Source organism: Streptomyces sp. NPDC059668 (assembly GCF_042734135.1).
GTDB lineage: Bacteria > Actinomycetota > Actinomycetes > Streptomycetales > Streptomycetaceae > Streptomyces.
The window spans coordinates 1-18,198 of the sequence record NZ_JBHWEL010000083.1 but is presented as its reverse complement, the minus strand read 5'-3'; the positions used below and the strand labels follow the sequence as shown (position 1 = coordinate 18,198).

Genomic DNA, 18,198 nt, shown 5'->3' with positions numbered 1-18,198 from the left:
TCTCGTTGTGTTTTTCGGTGCACGTCGGGGGAGCCGGCTTGCGGCGCGCCCGGGCGCGCCCGCCCCCCCCCCCCCCCCGCCCCGCCCCCCGCCCCCCACGCCCGTGTGCACCCCGTCCCGGCCGCCGGGCCTCCCGGCCAGGATCCGGGCTCAGGCTCGTCCGGGACCACGGCGCCGGCCGGGTGCTCGGTGGGCGGAGGCGGGTTGCCGGGCAGGGGGGCGCCCCGGGGCGTGGGACGCCAGGCGGGTTCACTCCGCGCGGGTGTCGCCCCGTGGCCGGAGGCCGACCTCTTTGCGTACAGGTGTACGCATCGATGTGTACTCTTGTACACATGGGATACCTGCTGCTCGCCGGAGCCATCGTCTCCGAGGTGGCCGCCACGACCGCCATGAAGTACAGCGAGGGCTTCAGCAGACTGTGGCCGTCGCTGGTGACCGCCCTCGGATATGTCGTCACCTTCCTCCTGCTCGCGCAGTGCCTCAAGACCGTCCAGGTCGGCACGGCCTACGCGATCTGGGCCGGCGCCGGGACCGCCGTCATCGCCGCGATCGGCATGCTCTTCCTCGGGGAGGCGCTCACCGTCACCAAGGTGGCCGGGATACTGCTGATCATCGGCGGGGTCGTGGTGCTGAACCTGGGCGGAGCCCACTGATGGCGACGCGCCGCTACGACCCCGAGCGACGCCAGCGCATCATCGACGCGGCGATCCGGGTCGTGGGCGGCAAGGGGCTCGCCGGGCTGAGTCACCGTTCCGTCGCCGCCGAGGCCGATGTGCCGCTCGGCTCCACCACGTACCACTTCAAGACCCTCGACGAACTCATGGTCGCCGCCCTGCGCCAGGCGAACGAGGGCTTCGCGGAGATGGTCGCCGCGCGCGGCGCGCTGGAGGACCCCCGCGTCGACCTCGCGGGCGAACTCGCCGGACTCATGGGCGCATGGCTCGCGGGGGAGCGTACGGGGGTCGAGCTGGAGTACGAGCTGTACCTCGCCGCCCTCCGCCGCCCCGCCCTGCGCCCGGTCGCCGCCGCCTGGGTCCAAGGCCTCGTCGACCCTCTCGCCCGCCGCACCGACCCCGTCACGGCACGGGCGCTGGTGGCGCTGGTGGACGGGATCTGTCTCCAGGTGCTGCTGACCGGGGGAACCTACGACGAGGCGTACGCGCGGGAGGTGTTGAGCCGGCTGATCGGCGGAGACCGGAGCGGAGCCGAGGGCTGAGGGGCCGAGCACGGGTGGGCGACGGGGGCACCGGTTGGCCCGCGCGGCCCGGGCCACGTTAGGTTTCACCCATGACCGACACGACTGCTACGCGCACCACCACCGGCGCCGTCGCCGCGGGCCTCGCCACCCTCACCGCCGACGGCACCGTCCTCGACACCTGGTTCCCCGCGCCCGAACTCTCCACCGAGCCCGGCCCGGCCGGCACCGAGCGGCTCTCCGCCGAGCGTGCCGTCGAACTGCTCGGTGAAGGCGCCGCCAAGGCCATCGGGACCGACGCCCGCCGGGGCGTCGAAGTGGTCGCGGTCCGCACGGTCATCGCCTCACTGGACGAGAAGCCGATCGACGCGCACGACGCCTACCTGCGCCTGCACCTGCTCTCGCACCGCCTCGTACGGCCGCACGGCCAGAGCCTGGACGGTATCTTCGGCCACCTCGCCAACGTCGCCTGGACCTCGCTCGGCCCGGTCGCCGTCGACGACATCGAGACGGTACGGCTCAACGCCCGCGCCGAGGGACTCCACCTCCAGGTGACGTCCATCGACAAGTTCCCGCGCATGACCGACTACGTCGCGCCCAAGGGCGTCCGCATCGCCGACGCCGACCGCGTCCGGCTCGGCGCGCACCTCGCCGAGGGCACCACCGTGATGCACGAGGGCTTCGTGAACTTCAACGCGGGCACCCTCGGCACCTCGATGGTCGAGGGCCGCATCTCGGCCGGCGTCGTCGTCGGTGACGGCTCGGACATCGGCGGCGGCGCCTCCACCATGGGCACCCTGTCCGGCGGCGGCAACGTCCGCATCACCATCGGCGAGCGCTGCCTGGTCGGCGCCGAGGCCGGCGTCGGCATCGCCCTCGGTGACGAGTGCGTGGTCGAGGCGGGCCTGTACGTCACCGCGGGCACCCGCGTGACCATGCCCGACGGCCAGATCGTCAAGGCCCGCGAACTCTCCGGCGCGTCCAACATCCTCTTCCGCCGCAACTCGGTCACCGGAACCGTCGAGGCGCGGCCGAACAACGCGGTGTGGGACGGACTGAACGAGATCCTGCACAGCCACAACTGACCAAGGGCGGCCGTGACCTGCGGCTGCCTCACCGATCACCCCTCTGACCTGCTGCTGAGCTGTCGGCAGTTGTCGACGCTGGTCACCATCGAGCACCCTTCCACGGCCCCAGGACGGCCCGGGAGGGCGCTCGTGCGTTGAGAGAGACATCCGCCTTGTAGGTTCGATCCCATCTTGCTCCAGCAACAGTCGGCGGCCGGCGCGACGGTCGGACAGCGATGCCGGCATACGCCCCTGTTCGGTTTCGTTGATGTCGGCATTGGATGTCAGGACCTTTAGACGCGCAGCTCTATGGGGATCAATCATTGAGCAGGCACACTCTGCCGTCTCACCGCTCGCGAATTGCAGACCCCACATCCCGACTCGGCCGCATTGTGGCAAGGTGACGGTCATGGCGACCACACCTGAGATGCCCGAGACGTCGCTGCAACTCCTTCGCGTCGACTCACCGGCTCTGGCTAGCCTGGCCAGGACGCTGGCCTCCGTTGCCGAGTACCAACGGCAGTTGCACGCGAGCCTCGACTCGAGCGGCCTGGCCCAGCTGATGAGTACGGTGGAGGGGTTCCGTACCCTCAGTCAAGCTCAGCTCACGACGGCCGCAGTCGCTGTAGAAGAGGCCTACCGAGCCATGCCTCAGGACGACGTTCCCGAGGAAGTGCTGGCAGAACTGGAGGCCAGCATCCGTAACTTCACGGCCTCGGAAGCCATCGAGTACCTCCCAGTCGCGGTGAGTCGTCAACATTTTTCTCTGTTTATCGGCACCGTTGTCATGGCGTCCTTGATGACGGTGACATTCTCCAGCGAGACCGCGGACGGCATCCTGGGGAAATTCTTGGAGCTAAGCGGATTGGTGGCGCTCGTGATGGTCGCCGCAGGGAAGGCACACGACCGTGCCACCGGCACCACCACCGAAGCGAACTCTGGAGGTGTTGGCGATGGCCCCGAGGACTGCTGACAGCCACAGAGCCGGGATCAGCTGCATGCAGAATGCTCTTGTTCCGGGAGTGACCTGCAGCGGGACAGCCTCAGGGGCCTAATGGGCCGGCGTCTGGCTACCCAGCCTTCTCCGTGGCTCCCCGGCCTAGCTGGCATGGGCCTGACACGCCTACGCCGGCGGCACTTCTTGGTTGTTGGCGCCTCCCTGGCTGTTAGGTGGCGGATCGGTAGGGGGAGACCGCCGTAGTAGGGCGGGCAGGTTCAGGAAGGTCAGTCTGATGAGATCCACAAAACGCCGTTCACTCAGCCTGTCGTCGTGGCGAAGCTGGAGTGCACCCACCGTTCCAACTCCGAGCAGAGAGCCGACGATTACGACGGGCACCGTCCACGGCGGTGCCAGCCGACTAGCGCTGATCGTGGCGGCCGTGAGCGCCAAAACGGCCACAAGGTAGAACGACCCACTGAGCCAAGGCCCGTGTCGTCGCCCCTCTGCCTGCTGCCACACCTCACGGTGGGCCCGCAGGACATCCTCAACGTGCGAACCGCTGATCTGGCGGACTCGGCCTCGTCTGTCGATCTTGAAGTTGCATCCTTCGGCGCCACAGAGGCCACGACGGTTCCGCCCAAGAGCCCGGTGCCTTGGCCAATGAGTAGCCCCCACCTCATGCGAGGGGCAGAAGCGGGGGGAGTCGTCGTCCAAGGGGCGCCGTGGCATAGAACCATGGTGCCCAGTTCCCCGATCCGGCGGGCCGATGTCGCAGACTTTGCGTCGAGGCAATCACACAGCGTCCTTTGGATTCGGTCCGACCGCCACGCGCCCTGATCGGCAGTTCGCCGCCGTCCCTGGCCGGCTGGCGTTCGAGGTTGGCGGCAGGCGTTGGTGCCAATGACCACCAACGAACTCGGCAGATGCGAAATCTCCGGGCTTCGGCATAACCCTTCCAGTGTCGCAGATCGTTTGGCCCCGCCCAGGTCAGATGACCGAGGTACCGGTCACCCTCCGGTGTCCCCTGTCACCATCGGTCGACCTTCCACGGCCCAGAGACGGCCCAGCGGCCACCGCCAACGCCGGGCGCCCTCAAAGATCAATGCGCTCCCTCGCCGCATCACCGGCGGGCTCTCCATGGCGGAGCACGACATGCGCCGGCCTAAACGGGAGCGCACGCAAACCAGGCTCCATGACCCGGTACAGAGCGGCTGCATCAGGTCCGTAGGCGAAGATCACGACCTCGCCGCCGCCGAACTCGTTGCCGTCGACTTCACCGACACCCGCTGCTTTGACCGCGGCCGCCATCGACCGCTCGGCTTCGAAGACCAGTGTCCACTGATCGGACTCGCCGAGGTCGCCGCCGCCCAGATGGAACCGAGCGATCACGGCGTGCTCCGGAGGTGTCTCCGGCAGATCAAAGAGTGCGTCCTGCATGGCGGCACACTCCCACCTAGCACTGACAGTCATTGCCGGTTCCCGAGTGGGCAGCGCTCCGCCGACACCCGCCTTGTAAGTTCGCTCCAAGTTCTGGCGTCATGGGCCCCGACGCGTGCGCTGGGGCTATACACGTCTGCTGAAAACTGGGTCTGCTAGCAGCCGTTGATGTCAGCGGGGCTCACGCCGCGCCGTGTCACGTCACAACCGGGCGAGCACCATGCCGTTCGTAGAGCTGATTCATCTGCTGGATCCAGAAGCTGAACTTTTCGTCCTTCGATGCGCTGATGGGCAGAAGCTGGAGCTCCTTGGCCAACTGATAGAAGCCCGGTCCGGCATCGTTGGCGTCCAGATAGTTCACCAGGACCGAGAGCATCAGGGGAGGGTCGGAGGGGGCGTCCGCTTGATCCCGCTCCACGATCAGCCCCAGCAAGTGGCCCATGGCAGCCCGCTCGTCTGCACGCTCGAAGTCGAAGGCCCTCAAGCCTGTTCGTCTGGCCAAGGTGACGTTGAGCTCGGTGTACGAGGTGACCTTGCCAAGCTTCGCTCGCTCAACAAGGAACACTCGCCCTGCGCCTACCAGCGAGTCCCACTCGCTGTCCGCGCGACCGTATCCAGGCATCCTGCCCGCCCCCTCTGAGCCGAACCGATCTCTAAGCGGAACTTACAAGGCAGGCGGTGTGCCCACAATCGCTCGATTGGTGGATGACTGCGTTGTAAGGACGGAGGGACGATGTAGCTCTCGCACCCAGGCCACACGGGCTCTAGCAACGGCCCAGCTCACTCGTGCATCTCGACCGCGGCGAACTGTCATTGACCGTGGTTGACCGCTCGATGTGGCACGACTGTGGCACGTTCTGAACGACCCAGGGCTTACGAGGGCACCTGACGCCTTCACCTGGAATCGGGCTCTGGCCTGGGCAATCACTTGCGCCGGGTACGGGCTGTCGCTCGACTTCGACACGGCCTAGATCCCTCGTAGATGGTCGCCGCTCGCAAGGCTCGTGCCAGCAACCTCCAAGTCACCGCCGACCGGCGCCTCGCGGTCGGCCACGCAGGCGTATGTCTCGCTGCGCCACCACCGACCTCAGCAACGCTTCTGACTTGTCTCGTCGACTAGAGAAAGGTGCGATGGTCGGCTCGTGACGGTGACTTCGGGGTCCCCAGCCTGGGGGATGCCGCGATGCCGGTACAGGTTCGAGCGCTGACCTGGGCGGATGAAGACGCGGCGCTCTCTCCTGAGCCTCAATGCTTACCGAGTTGAGTCAAGGGGGATGATCTAGGGCATGATTGCGTGGTAAACCTGCTCGTAGCAACTGCAGTCCTTCAGGTTCCTCGGGGGGAATACATGGCCGACCAGCTCAAGAATCCTGCCCCCAAAGAGTTGGAAGTTTCAGACCTCCCCCCCATCGTTGAGCAGCAAACAGTTCTACTAAGCGCGAAATCGAGCACAGGCCCGAAGCAAACTCCCCAGAAGATCATTTATTTCTACTCTCCCGATGAATGGGAAGAGTTCATTCTCGAGTGGGCGCGAGCGACCGCAGCGGGTTATGTAGCGGTTAAGAGGATCGGCGGCGCAAACGACAAGGGCGCTGATGTTGCCGCGTTCCTGACGCGGCAAGGATTTGAGGGAGACTGGCACTGCTTCCAGTGCAAGCACTATGAAAATTCCCTCATGCCATCCAATGCATGGCCAGAAATTCTGAAGGTATTTCGTGCCGCAGTCGAGGGATATTACGTCTTGCCTACTCGGTACGTCTTCCACGCCCCTAAGGGCTGCGGACCGACCCTGGATCGACTGCTGAGCACACCATCCAAACTCAAAGATAAGTTCCTCGGTCAGCTCGCTGAAGATGACCGCTTGGTTGACGCTATCGACGCTCCGCTGCTCTCCGGAATCATCGATCTGGCCAAGAATACTGATTTCTCGATGTTTGAAAGTGCTGACCTTGACGATGTTCTGCAGGTCCATGCGACTACCGCTAATTATGCACGACGATTCGGGATGCCTCCGAAGGACCGCTCTGCGACTGAAGAGCCTCCTTCGGAGATCAAGGACAACGAATCGCGGTATGTCGACCAGTTGGTAGACATTTATCGAGAGCGTTTCAGCACCGAGGTGACATCGCTCGAAGCGGCGCTGGGGCACGTAAAGTGCAGCAGGCATTTCAAAAGGCAAAGGGAAGCATTTTACAGCGCAGAAGCTTTGAGGCTGTTTGCCCGCGATAGCGTACCGCACGGCACTTTCGAGGCCCTGCAAGAGGGAATTTACGATGGGGTTGTAGAAACCGAAGAACGCATTTTTCCGGATGGCTGGGAGAGGTTGACCGCGGTTCTAGAACAAGCTGTTTCGGTCAGCCTAAACAGTAACGCCTTGGTGACCTACGCGGACACAAAAGACAGGAAGGGCATCTGTCATCAACTGGCAAACGAGGACCGGCTGAAATGGATGTCGTGAGGACGATGGAGCCACTGAACAACCCCCTGGAAGTGGGAATTCGAGTTCTCGTGGTGCTGTGTGAAGTGTTTCCTGACAGCCTCGACCTCGGCCAGCTTGTCTACTACGACCACGCCATGCTGCACAGCGGTGATCTAGATGGCCCTCCGAGCCTCCATCCTGCAACGCCCGCACGCCCAGGAGAGTTGGGGATCAAGCGCGAGTTGATCGCTGATGGTCTTCAAGTGCTCTCCAGGGCCGGCATGGCGCAACTACTGGTTACACCAGATGGAATTGCGTACCAGGCAACCGAAGATGCTCCTGGCTTCTTGAAGATCCTTGAGGCACCTTACGTGAATAAGTTGCAAGACCGAGCTGACTGGGTCGCAGCCGAGCTGCACCCTCTGAGAGGCAATGATCTTCGCCAGGCGATGACACAAGTGTTCGACAAGTGGTCTGAGGAGTTTTACGAGTCACCTAGGCACCGGAGCCTCGAAAGCGAGAATGGCGAATGAGCTACATGGAGCTTTTGCACCTCACCTTCATTGGTAGCGGAAAGCCCAACGCCTTCATTGAGTTCGGGCAGAAGGTCACCGTGATTTACGGCGCTTCAGATACCGGTAAATCCTTTGTGGTCGAGGCGATCGACTTCATGCTCGGAGGGTCGAAACTCAAAAAGGTGCCCGAGTCGGGGGGCTACTCGAGAATTCTCCTTGGTGTTAAGTTTTCTGACGGCGAGGCATTTACCTTCTCGCGCGCGCCTGAAGGTGGAGACTTTGCTGTCTACAGCGGGGATGTGCGGGCCACACCATCTGCCGCTCCCGATTTTGTCCTTTCGGCTAAGCATAACCCGAAAAATGAAAAGAACATTTCTCGCTTTCTGATGCGCAAGGTTGGCCTTCATAATTACAGAGTTCGCAAGAATGTGCAGAATGAGACACAATCCCTGAGTTTTCGGAACGTGGCCCATCTCTGCGTCGTCAGCGAGACGCGGATGCAAGCACAGACTCCACCAGCTCTGACAGGCCAGCATGTTTCACGAACCGTTGAGAAGTCGACTCTTAAGGCCTTCATCACCGGCCAGGATGACTCCGCTTTGGTTGCTGCCACTTCTCCTACGGAAAAAATTGTAAGCAAGGGAAAAATTGAACTGCTCGAGTCCTTGATTGAGGATCTCCAGGGGCAGCTTCCTCCGGGATCTACCCTGATGGAGCTCCAGTCGCAGGTGGCGCGCATCGATACGTCGATTGCCGATCAGACTGAATCGCTAGAGACTGTACTGGCCGCTCGTACCGGAATCTTTCAGGAGCGCACGACTCTCGCCGCATCTCAGGCAAATACTAAGCAGCGCCTCGGTGAGGTCTCCGACCTCTTGAGTAGGTTTGGGTTGCTACGTGAGCAGTATGAATCCGATCTTGGCCGCCTTGAGATGGTGAGGGAAGCAGGCAGCCTGCTTGGATTCTTCAGGTCTGGCACGTGTGTCTTCTGTGGTGCCGATCCAGCGCATCAGGAACCCGGGCACACTGTCGAAGAAAGCACGGCAATCGCTGAATCCGTATCCGCGGAAATCAATAAGACCAATCAGCTGCTCAATGACCTGCTCTTGACGATTGACGACCTCTCACTGCAGAGACGAGAAGCCGTCACTGCAGTAGAAGAATCCGAATCCCAGGTGCGGGTCATCGAACAACGAGCAGCGGAACTCGATCAGCAACTCGCCCCGATTCGGCAAGATATTGCTGATCTCGTACGTGCTCGAACTGGCGCCGAGAAAAATCTTTCCCTTCACCAGCAGATCGAGCGCCTTCAGCAAGTGCGCGATGAAATGCCGACGGAGAAAAGTGCGACAAAGGCTGCGCCGGGAGTCGTGGATGCCGAATACCTCGATTCCTTCACCGAACTTGTAGGTGAAATTCTTCAGGACTGGGAAGTCCCGGGATCTGATGATGTGAGACTCGATGCTGACACCTCGGATCTCATGGTCGATGGGCGTTCTCGTGCTACAAGAGGCAAGGGTGTGCGAGCGATTCAGCATGCAGCCTTCACCGTGGCGCTGGCTGAGCACTGCAGGCGACAGGCGCTGCCACATCCCGGGTTTATCGTGCTCGACTCTCCAGTTGTCACTTTCCGTGGTCCGGACAGTGATGCAGACGATACTGAAGCAACCGTGAGCGTAAGCGTCGCCCACAACATGTACCGCTACCTAGGAGAATCATTTAGCTCCCAGGTGATCGTCGTTGAAAATGTGGATCCCCCTACAGTTCAATCGATTAAGGCCTACCGATTCACGGGCGCCGTCCACAAGGGGAGGCCGGGGTTTTTCCCATTGTGAGTCCAGACTGCGCCAAGGTACGAAAGGCCGGCGGAGTCTCAATGGGCTAGGCAAGCCGTACACGGTCTTGAAAACCGTCGTGGCAGCGATGTCACCGTGGGTTCAAATCCCACACCCACCGCAGGTGAACGGCCCCTGACTAGGCGATACGGTCAGGGGCCGTCGTGTTGTGCCCGCTCGGCACCGTGATTCCCCGCGGCTCCCCGTGCGATCGGGCACGGATGGGGCACGGGCACCTTCTGATCCGTAGCTCTAGAGAGGTCGGTCAGTGGTGGTCATACAGGCCGTACTTCGGGCACAGGGAGGTGCTACGGGATGGGATCGGTTTCCGTGGCTGCTGTACTTCGCTGCTGTACCGCCGCCTCAGGAAGTCTCGTGAGTGCAGGGACAGGCCCGCATGCTTCTACAGACCGCGCAGTGCGTCGTACAGATTGTTACAGGCTGCCCAACAGATGACACTGCCGTCGTCGTACAGGCTGCCCATGTACCAGTCGTCGTCATGGACAGGCTTCACAAGGCACAGGTCGTGGAATCCGAGAACGATCTCCGGGTGCAGCGCCTCGTCGGGGGCTCCGGGGCGGGCTACCCATTTCACCGCCCGGTTTGGCCCCAGGGCGACAGCCTCTTTGTCCCCGGATACGTCGCGGATCTGCTGAAGGGACCATCCCGGGGGTAGCCGTGCGTCTGCCATACACGGATGATCTCACCCGCCAGATATGGAGCACCGCTTTAGGAGCGAGGTTGGGGGTCCCAGAGCGTGACCTGGGAATCCCTGCCTTGGGCGGCGTAGGCCGTGCGCACCCTGGGGAACCTCGATTCCCCGTGAGGCCCCGCCCGTTCTGGCACGGAAGTGGCACGCCCCGCGGCCGGGGCAGGCCGCCGGACGGTCGAAGACGTCCAGGAGATCCAGGGCGGACGGGTACAGGCTCGTGCCGGTTGCCTGCGGTCGCCACGGTTGCTGCACTTCCCTGCTGTACCGCAGATCAGTCGGCGATGATCCGCACGATCGGCTCCTGAGACACGACCTCGATCGCTCCCCAGTCGCCTTCGAGTTGGTAGACGGCCCCGAGCTGTCGCAGCGCATCGATCCCGCCCCAGTCCTGCTCGCCGCTGGCATCCACTGCCGGCCTGATGCTGCTCTGGCGGGTCCAGGCGAGTTCCTGAACCGCGGGAAACTCGATCACGGCCTTCCGGAAGCAGGCCACCTCACCTTCGAGTGGGTCTCGGCAGGACGGGTGGGCCCACCCGATCATGAGGTCCAGCGTGATGTTCAGTCGGCCTGGTGTTGCCTGGATCTCCAAGACGAAGCTGTCTTCCAGGTTGGTGCCCTCGAAGCCGGGAAAACTCGTGTAGTGAATCGGTTCTGCCATGAGTTCCTCGCGGACAGGGGCCCATCGGGACGCCGTCCATAGGCCGAGGACGGCGCCCCCAGTTGGGCACAGGATTTGACCAAGTGGCCTCATCCTTATCAGGTCGATCGCCGGGGACCGTCGACGTCGGTCAACCGATCCTCCCCCTCGGCAGATCGTCCACTGGGGTCCGACGTCGACCGCTGCTGTTCGCGCCTGTTGGTGTCAGTGGCTGGTGTCAACTGCCGTACGCGGTCTTGACAAGTGCGGCTATCCCGCCAATCACCGGTTTCAGAATGGCGGGTCATCGGAGTAGCCGTCTTCGGGACCTGAGATCCGCGAGTCGGGTAGCGGGCCGGGCTCCACACCCCAAGTCACGAGGCACCACTTAGCAAGGTATCGGTATCCCCGGTATTCGCTGGTGCTTAGCGTGCTGCGTACCAACGGAACGAACTCTGGGACGTGTACGGCCAGCTCAGGCGTAACGAGAGTCACCGCGGCTGTGTGCACCGCAGCTTCCCGGATCAGAAGGTCCGCATCGAAAAGGTACGGTCGCGCCGCCTCGTAGATCAGCGGGAGGATGGCACGCACCGCGGCGACGTCAGCAGGTTCTCCCGGGCCGTCTTCGTCGTAGGTCGCGTCGAAGGCGAGGTCACCTAGCCATTGCAGCAGTGCCGCGCGCATAGGCCGAAGGCGCTCCTCGTGGAAGTAGACCCCCAAGGTCATTGTTCGAGGGTGGCCAAGGATGGCGATAACGAAGCGAGCGGCCGGGGCAGTGGCGGCATAGATGCTGTTCCCGTGGGTGACGAGCTGGCCGAGGTCGCGTAGGGCGGTCCGCCGAACATCCTCGTCGTCATCCAGTAGCCCCGCCAGAACGACGGGGGTCGCCGGGGCTGTGTTAGGGCAACAGTGGTCGACGCTGCTCCAGTCCGTCTCCAGGAGGAGCGCCCAGGGATCGATCGTCCCGCTGCCATCGTTGATTATCACGGTACAAGTGTCGCCTGCGGGCCTCCCTCCTTCACCCACCACTCACCCCAGCTCCCATCCCGTCTGCCGTCGGCCCACACACCGTGGAGCGGGCGTGGTTCCTGGCGTCCAGGTGGAGCGCGCCACTGTACGAACGACCTGGACGCCAGGGGCCGCGTCTGCTCGGCTCTGCCTGGGCCGATGGCTGATGGGATGGGAGCACCCCGCGCGCACGCCCCTACGGGCCGGCACTCGCCTACGGTGCCCCGTCCATCTCGGAGCCTGAGCGCCCCCGCCGGAGGCATGTTCTGAGGGTGCGGGTTCAATCACCGCATCCCCCAGAGCCCGCCCCGCCAGTGCCTGTGGTGTCCGGCAGGCCTCAGCCGTGGCGTACCTGCTTTTTGATCCAAAGCGTCTTTTCGGGTCCGTACGGATCATGCGTCCCGGCCATGCGGTGGTGCTGGCCCAGGGTGGGGCCTGGCGTGTGGGAGTGGCGGGGAATCAGGCTTGGTCCGGCGCATCGGCTCTTGGCGTGCCGAGACGTGAAACGGTGATGCTCCCAGGCTGATGGTGGGCGGCGCGGGGCCGGGGCCGGGGCCGGGGCGGCGCGGGCCGAAGGCATGAGCGCAGCCCCGAGTCCCGAGCCGCGCGCCGGCCCGCGGCGCGGGCCTGTGGGGTGCGATCTCCGTAGCGTCGGGCGGAAGCCGGTGAGCCAGCGTGAACGGATACCGAAGGCAAGAGCCCCCACGCCATCCCGTGAAGCCGTAGGCCACGAACCAGGGGCAGAGGCGTCGCTGCTGAGGTCGGCGGAGCGTGAGAGAGCTACGGGACCAACGAGAGTGTCGTGGTGTTCTGCTATCTCAAGTGCGCCACGGCTGAGGCCTGCCGGATGCTGCGGGCTGCGGCCGGGCGGGGCCCTTCCCCCGCCCATCGGGCGGGGGCTTGATGAAGTAGGGAAAGTCTTACCGCGCTGCTGCTCCTGGGGTTTGTCTTGTCTCGGTTGATGCTTGACACCGCTTGCCTCGGCTTGGCTGTGCGCCTGATTGGGCGCATGGGGAGGGCCGGAGGGAATGAAGGCTTAACCGCCACCCGTGGACGACCCTTGCGCGGCCGTCTTCCAGGATCCGGAGAGCACCGAAGACGGCCCCGATACGGCCCACGGGGCAAGTTGACCTCCTGACCTGCATCGCAATCAGAACAGCCACAACTGACCGTCGGCGGCCGTGACTTGCGGCCGCCTGAACGATCACCGTTCTGACCCGCTGCTGAACTGACGGCAGTTGTCGACGTCGGTCATCGTTGAGCGCCCTTCCGCGGCCCCTGGGGGGCCGGGGAGGGCGCTCTTGCCTTGTAGGCGGACGTGGTGGTGAGGGAAGTTCCCCAGGCCGCGCCCGCCGGTCGTTGTCCTTCGCCCGTCCTCGGAAAGCCCGATCGGATGCACGAACGGCATGGCTAGCTGTCGCGGTGGTCTCGGTCGGCCGAGTGGTGGCGTTCCGCGCTGCGACTGATGGAGATCACTCCCGCGGGCAAGATCACGATGTAGATCAGGCCGGACCACGGGTCGGGTATCCAGGACTGCGCCACGACCGCTGTGACCGCGAGCGCCGCAAGCCAGACGATCAGCAACGGACGCCGAACTGCGTGACGCAGGATGCCCATGAAGGTACCGGCGCCGCTCAATTTCCGTCGCCTGCGTGACGCGCCCTGGCGAACACGCCGGCCCGGATCTGAAGCACCACACCGAGCACGACGAGCCCCAGGGCAAGGGCGGAGACGACCAACCCCACTCCGGATGAGACGGCGAGGAGTCTGGCTCCGCCGTCCAGGACGAAGCCGCCACCCATCGCTGTCCGACCCCACCCGGACCAACGCGACCGCGCGTGTGGTGGGACCGCCCGACCGATGAGGGTCAACAGGCCCACGATCACGCCGAAGCAGCCGGCTCCCAAAGTGACCCACGCAGACATGGCACCCCTCAACCCTTGACCGAGGTCCGCGGCGCTCACCGTACAGGCACATGCCAAGCCGCACCCGCTGCCCCCTGGCCCATGGTGAGAGCGAGTGAACTGTTCGCCGAGCGGGAGGTCGAACTGCTCACGCGGGCAGCGTCGCCGCGAACTCCTCCAGTGTCGTGAAGTCCGGTGCGCGCAGGCCCCGTCGGGGGTCGACGTGGTGCAGGAGCGCGGGGGCGGGATGGTGGGCGGTCACGTACGTGTCGTCGGCCGGGGACTGTTCGTCGTCCACCCAGGCGAAGGGCCGGCCCGCCGCGTACGTCACGATCCGCTCCGTCTTCCAGTGCACGCCGTCCGGCCGGGCGGCGAACAGGGCGCCGGTGAAGTCGACGTACGGGAGTACGGGCAGACCGATGACCGGCCCGATGTGGCGGTTGGCGGCGTCCATCCAGGTGGTCGCCCAGCACAGGTCGTAGCCGAGGCCCAGGAGGGCGCGGCCGTGCCCGGGGTGGAGCCAGACACGCAGGGGCCGGCCAGGGGTCAGCGTCACCCGGATCGTCGTGTACCCCTCGGGCCTGCGCTCCGGCTGGGCCGCGTACGGGTTCAGCGGTCCGTCGACGTCGAGGAACAGCAGCGGTCGGCTCACGGGGCCACCGTAGGGGACGCCGGGCGCAGGAGGCCGGGAAATCTCCTTCCGGCCGGGGGCATAGTGGCGGACGGTCCCGCGCGTCACACGGGACAGGGGAGTGCGGCAAGGGCCGTCGGAGAAGACCCGCGGGAAAGACGAAGGTGACGATGGATGCCGAAGCACAGGAGACCTTCCGGGAGTTCGTGGCGAACCGGTCGTCCGCGCTGTTGAGGACGGCCGTCCTGCTCAGCGGCGGGGACCGGCACGCGGCCGAGGACCTGCTGCAGAACGCCCTGATCAAGGCCGCCGGGCGCTGGCGCCGCATCGACGAACCCGAGGCCTACGTACGGCAGATCCTGTACCGGCAGCAGGTGAGCCGCTGGCGGCTGAAGTGGCCCCGGCGGGAGACGAGCGTCGGCGAGCCGCCGGAACGCGCAGGCCACACAACGGACTCCACGGCCGCGGCCGAGCTGCGCGTCGTGATGCGCGGAGCGCTCGCCCGGCTCACCGCACGCCAGCGCAGCGTGCTCGTGCTGCGCTACTACGAGGATCTGCCCGAGGCGGACGTCGCGCGCCTCCTCGGCTGCTCCGTCGGGACCGTGCGGTCCACGACCCACCGCTCGCTCGCCCGGCTGCGCGCCCTCGCCCCTGAACTGGCTTCGCTGGGTGCCGGGGACGCCGGGCAGCCGTCGTCCCGTGACTTCTCGCCCGTGGAGGTGCGATCGTGAACGTCGATGAACTGGTGCGCGACTCCTTGCGGGAGCAGGCCGCCGAACAGCCCTCCGTGGGACCGGGCTTCGCCGACCGCGTGCTGAGCGTCCGCAGGCGCCGTCGCGTCCGTACGCTCGGCTCCGTCGCCGCGGCCACCGCCGCGGTGGTCGCCGTCGCGGTGGCGGTGCCGCTCGTCTCCGGCAGGGACCACGCGCGCCCCGCGAGCGTGCTGGACGGAACCGGGCTGAGCGCCCACCCCGACCAGATGCCGCCGCGTGACCTGATCGCGGCGGGCGACGTGACGCTGGGCGCGTACTACGTCGCGAAGTCCGTGCCGCAGTCGAAGGACCGCGCCGTCTACACCCGTACCTACTGGCTGCTCGACCCGAGGTCCGGACGGTACGAGAAGAGCAGCAAGTGGTCGTTCGTCGCCGTCGCCCCCGGGCTGCGGACCGCCGCCGTCCTGGAGAACGACCTGCCCACCCGGAGGATCGGTCTGCTCGACCTCACCACCGGCAGGATCGAGCGGTGGATCCCGGTCGACCACGGAGTGGGAGGACTCGCGTTCTCCACGGACGGGAGCAAGCTCGTCGCGACGACCTACGACGAGAACCCGGACCTCCGCAAGAGGGTGCAGTCCTCCACCGGGACCCTGTGGGTGGCGGGCTTCGGCGGGTCGAGCAGGTCCGGGTTCCTGGTCGTCGACGTGCGCTCCGGCAAGGGGATCTGGAGCGGTGTCGCCCCCGACCACTACACCGGTACCCGGGAAGACTTCGCCTTCAGCCGCGACGGCGGGCTGGTGTACTCCCGGATCGTCGTCGCGAACGGCCATGACGGCATGCAGCAGTTCTACGACCTGAAGGGCGAGAAGGTCCCCGCGCCCGCGAACGAGCGTCACCTCCGATCGGACGTCGGCGCGCGGCTGTCCCCGGGCGGCGGCCTCGCCGCGAGCGGTCTGACGCGCGAGAAGCCCGACAAGTCGTATTCCGCGATCCTCGATCCACGCACCGGCAAGCGGATCACCCTGGTGCGGGGAGCGGAGTTGCTCGCCTGGGTCGACGACAAGAGGCTCATCGCCTGGGAGAGGCTCCCGGGCGGGACCCTGTACCGGCCCCGGCTCGTACTGGTCACGATCGGCAGCGACAAGGTCGTACCGCTGAGCGGTGGCCCCGCACTGGGCAGTGACCCGACCGGGCAGGAGTGGCAGCCCGTCTTCGCCCGGCGCTGATCAGCCGGCCACCAGCTCCTCGTACACCGCCAGCAGACCGTCGGCCACCTCCGGGCCGGCGGACCGCAGGGGCGCGCGGACCGGGCCCGCGGGCAGGCCGAGCCGGCCGAGCAGGGCCTTCGCCGTGACGGAGCCGGGCAGACCCGCCGACATCATCGACTCGACCAGCGGGATCACCCGGCGCTGGCGCCGGGCCGCCTCGGCACTGTCGCCGGAGTCGAACGCGTCGAGGATCGCGCGGAAGGCGCCCGGGGCCGCGTTCGCCACCGTGCTGACGTAGCCGGTCCCGCCGATCGCGCGCAGTGCGAGCACGTACTCGTCACACCCGGTGTAGTACGCCAACTCCGTCCGGGCCAGCACCTTCTGAGTGCCGAGCAGGTCGTACGCGCAGTCCTTGACGGCCACGATCCGGGGGTGCCCGGCGAGCCGGATCAGGGTGTCGGGCTCGATGCGGGTGCCGGTGCGGCCCGGGATGTCGTAGAGGGCGAGCGGCAGCCCGGTGGCGTCGGCGATCTCGCGGAAGTGGGCCTCGACGGCGTCCTGCGGTGGCCTGCTGTAGTACGGGGTGACGACCAACAGGCCGTCCGCGCCCGCCTTCTCGGCCTCCCGGGCCAGCTCCACGGTGTGCCGGGTGTCGGCGGTGCCGACGCCCGCGACGATCGACGCGCGGTCCCCGACCGCCTCCCGCACGGCCCGTACGAGCGCGGACTTCTCGGCGTCCGTCGTGGTCGGGGACTCGCCCGTGGTGCCGGACAGGACCAGACCGTCGCACCCCGCGCGCACCAGCCGGTCGGCGAGCCGCCCCGCACCGTCGAGGTCGAGCGGGCCCGCCGCGGTGAAGGGCGTGACCATCGCGCAGAGCGCACGGCCGAAGGGAGGCACGGGTGTGGCCGGGGCAGTGGTGCGAGGGGTGTGCGTCATGCGAGCAGTGTCGGCACCCTCATGGTGAAGCTCCACTTAATTCTTCTACGACATGGTGACAAGCAGTGCTACGAGGTGCCTCTTTCGGGGGCTTCCCGGAGGCACTGGTGCCAACTCGCCCTCCCATGGGCCACCATGGCGAGGACGGAAGTCGACGGCAGATCGCGGGAGGCGTCATGAGGCTGGGCAGGGCACTCGCCACCGGAGTCGCGGAGGAGCACGTCCGCGCCGGAGAAGTGGATCTCCGGCAGACCGAGGAGATCGCGGACATCGCGGAGATCAGGGAACCAGAGGCGTCCGCGCCCGAAGAGGTCCCGGTCGTCCGATGAGGCTGCGGCTCCCCGAGGAACGCCCGACGGAGCCGCCGACCGGATACAAGATCGCCTACCCGGTGCTGTCCCAGGACGGCACCCGGGCCGGGTTCACCGGCGTCTCGCTGGGCGGCGCGCTGCCGTACGGAGTGCTGGACGAGGCGCGCTGTGTCTACGGGCTGCGGCACCGTGCGCCGCACCGCCGCTGCGACTGCGGCTTCCACTGTGTGCACGACCGCGCCACCGCCGAGGCGCTGCTGTGCACCACCGAGCACCGGGCGGCCGTTCTCCTGGAGGTCACCGTCCTCGGCGCGTACATCCGCTTCGAGCGGGGTTTCCGCCACGCCCGTCAGCGGGTGCGGACCGCGACGGTCGGCCCCTGCGCGTGCGGCGCGGTGGCCGCCGCGCTCGCGGACGCGGGCTGGGGGCGGCCGGGCTGGCGCTGTCTGACGGCGGCGTGCGCGGGGTGCGTACGCGGCCGCAGGTCCGTGTCGCTCGCCGGGTTCGCCCGGCTGGCCGGGGAGGGGCTGCGGGTCCGTGCCGGGAGCGGGACCGCGGTGGTGGACCCGTCCGCCGGGCTCGGGGTGTCCGAACTCGTCGCCGAGGCAGCCCTGTTGCAGGCCCGGCTCGACTGGTTCCAGACCCAACTGGCGCGGCTGGACGGGAGTGGGGAGCGGGGGTAGCGCGGCCGGCGCGTCGGTGGGACACACACGGCGTGCCCCAC

19 protein-coding genes are annotated in these 18,198 nt (G+C 66.2%); 11 read left to right on the top strand and 8 right to left on the bottom strand.

The window, feature by feature from the left end; genetic code table 11:
* Positions 1-332 precede the first annotated feature (332 nt).
* From ACFV2J_RS36330 to ACFV2J_RS36315, 4 genes are all read left to right on the top strand, one after another.
* Positions 333-653, top strand: coding sequence for a DMT family transporter (locus tag ACFV2J_RS36330; protein WP_385084668.1), 321 nt, complete (start codon positions 333-335; stop codon positions 651-653).
* On the top strand, positions 653-1,216 hold the full coding sequence (locus ACFV2J_RS36325; protein WP_385084666.1) for a TetR/AcrR family transcriptional regulator: 564 nt from the start codon (positions 653-655) through the stop codon (positions 1,214-1,216). Before ACFV2J_RS36330 ends, ACFV2J_RS36325 begins: the two co-directional genes overlap by 1 nt.
* A 71-nt stretch (positions 1,217-1,287) precedes the next feature.
* Complete coding sequence (gene dapD, locus ACFV2J_RS36320; protein ID WP_385084664.1) at positions 1,288-2,280, top strand: 2,3,4,5-tetrahydropyridine-2,6-dicarboxylate N-succinyltransferase; 993 nt, start codon at positions 1,288-1,290, stop codon at positions 2,278-2,280.
* Positions 2,281-2,671: 391 nt separating this feature from the next.
* Positions 2,672-3,235 carry a hypothetical protein gene (locus ACFV2J_RS36315; protein ID WP_385442724.1) on the top strand — a complete coding sequence of 188 codons (564 nt, stop codon included), beginning with the start codon at positions 2,672-2,674 and terminating at the stop codon, positions 3,233-3,235.
* Positions 3,236-4,294: 1,059 nt separating this feature from the next.
* On the opposite strand, the gene ACFV2J_RS36310 is transcribed toward ACFV2J_RS36315, so the two are convergent.
* Together ACFV2J_RS36310 and ACFV2J_RS36305 are read right to left on the bottom strand one after the other, a co-directional pair.
* Positions 4,295-4,639 carry a hypothetical protein gene (locus tag ACFV2J_RS36310; protein WP_385084660.1) on the bottom strand — a complete coding sequence of 115 codons (345 nt, stop codon included), beginning with the start codon at positions 4,637-4,639 and terminating at the stop codon, positions 4,295-4,297.
* A gap of 196 nt (positions 4,640-4,835) precedes the next feature.
* Positions 4,836-5,204 carry a hypothetical protein gene (locus tag ACFV2J_RS36305; RefSeq protein ID WP_385084658.1) on the bottom strand — a complete coding sequence of 123 codons (369 nt, stop codon included), beginning with the start codon at positions 5,202-5,204 and terminating at the stop codon, positions 4,836-4,838.
* 783 nt (positions 5,205-5,987) lie between these two features.
* On the opposite strand from ACFV2J_RS36305, the gene ACFV2J_RS36300 reads away from it, so the two are divergent.
* The 3 genes from ACFV2J_RS36300 to ACFV2J_RS36290 are packed head-to-tail and all read left to right on the top strand — an operon-like array spanning position 5,988 to position 9,408.
* Entirely contained in the window at positions 5,988-7,097 is a 1,110-nt protein-coding gene (locus ACFV2J_RS36300) for an ABC-three component system protein (RefSeq protein WP_385084657.1), read from the top strand.
* 5 nt (positions 7,098-7,102) lie between these two features.
* Positions 7,103-7,591: an ABC-three component system middle component 2 gene (locus ACFV2J_RS36295; protein WP_385084655.1), complete on the top strand. Its 489-nt coding sequence runs from the start codon at positions 7,103-7,105 to the stop codon at positions 7,589-7,591.
* The gene (locus tag ACFV2J_RS36290; RefSeq protein WP_385084653.1) at positions 7,588-9,408 is read left to right on the top strand and encodes an AAA family ATPase; all 1,821 of its coding nucleotides are present in this window, start codon (positions 7,588-7,590) and stop codon (positions 9,406-9,408) included. Before ACFV2J_RS36295 ends, ACFV2J_RS36290 begins: the two co-directional genes overlap by 4 nt.
* A gap of 403 nt (positions 9,409-9,811) precedes the next feature.
* Here ACFV2J_RS36290 and ACFV2J_RS36285 read toward each other — a convergent pair whose 3' ends face one another.
* The 5 genes from ACFV2J_RS36285 to ACFV2J_RS36265 all read right to left on the bottom strand — a co-directional run bounded on the left by ACFV2J_RS36285 (position 9,812) and on the right by ACFV2J_RS36265 (position 14,321).
* Entirely contained in the window at positions 9,812-10,003 is a 192-nt protein-coding gene (locus ACFV2J_RS36285; protein ID WP_385084651.1) for a hypothetical protein, read from the bottom strand.
* 388 nt (positions 10,004-10,391) lie between these two features.
* Complete coding sequence (locus ACFV2J_RS36280) at positions 10,392-10,778, bottom strand: hypothetical protein (protein ID WP_385084649.1); 387 nt, start codon at positions 10,776-10,778, stop codon at positions 10,392-10,394.
* 270 nt (positions 10,779-11,048) lie between these two features.
* On the bottom strand, positions 11,049-11,744 hold the full coding sequence (locus tag ACFV2J_RS36275) for a hypothetical protein (RefSeq protein WP_385084647.1): 696 nt from the start codon (positions 11,742-11,744) through the stop codon (positions 11,049-11,051).
* A 1,431-nt stretch (positions 11,745-13,175) separates the two neighbouring features.
* Positions 13,176-13,382: a hypothetical protein gene (locus ACFV2J_RS36270; protein ID WP_385096012.1), complete on the bottom strand. Its 207-nt coding sequence runs from the start codon at positions 13,380-13,382 to the stop codon at positions 13,176-13,178.
* Positions 13,383-13,817: 435 nt separating this feature from the next.
* Positions 13,818-14,321, bottom strand: coding sequence for a hypothetical protein (locus ACFV2J_RS36265; RefSeq protein ID WP_385096009.1), 504 nt, complete (start codon positions 14,319-14,321; stop codon positions 13,818-13,820).
* Between the two features lie 149 nt (positions 14,322-14,470).
* On the opposite strand from ACFV2J_RS36265, the gene ACFV2J_RS36260 reads away from it, so the two are divergent.
* Both ACFV2J_RS36260 and ACFV2J_RS36255 read left to right on the top strand, forming a co-directional pair.
* On the top strand, positions 14,471-15,031 hold the full coding sequence (locus ACFV2J_RS36260) for a SigE family RNA polymerase sigma factor (RefSeq protein ID WP_385096006.1): 561 nt from the start codon (positions 14,471-14,473) through the stop codon (positions 15,029-15,031).
* On the top strand, positions 15,028-16,242 hold the full coding sequence (locus ACFV2J_RS36255; protein ID WP_385096003.1) for a WD40 repeat domain-containing protein: 1,215 nt from the start codon (positions 15,028-15,030) through the stop codon (positions 16,240-16,242). Before ACFV2J_RS36260 ends, ACFV2J_RS36255 begins: the two co-directional genes overlap by 4 nt.
* Here the strand turns inward: ACFV2J_RS36255 and dapA are convergent, their stop codons facing one another.
* Entirely contained in the window at positions 16,243-17,163 is a 921-nt protein-coding gene (dapA, locus tag ACFV2J_RS36250) for a 4-hydroxy-tetrahydrodipicolinate synthase (RefSeq protein WP_385096000.1), read from the bottom strand.
* A gap of 176 nt (positions 17,164-17,339) precedes the next feature.
* Between dapA and ACFV2J_RS36245 the strand changes: the two genes are divergently transcribed.
* Positions 17,340-17,492: a hypothetical protein gene (locus ACFV2J_RS36245; RefSeq protein WP_385095997.1), complete on the top strand. Its 153-nt coding sequence runs from the start codon at positions 17,340-17,342 to the stop codon at positions 17,490-17,492.
* Positions 17,489-18,157 carry a hypothetical protein gene (locus tag ACFV2J_RS36240; protein ID WP_385095994.1) on the top strand — a complete coding sequence of 223 codons (669 nt, stop codon included), beginning with the start codon at positions 17,489-17,491 and terminating at the stop codon, positions 18,155-18,157. Before ACFV2J_RS36245 ends, ACFV2J_RS36240 begins: the two co-directional genes overlap by 4 nt.
* Positions 18,158-18,198: the final 41 nt, after the last annotated feature.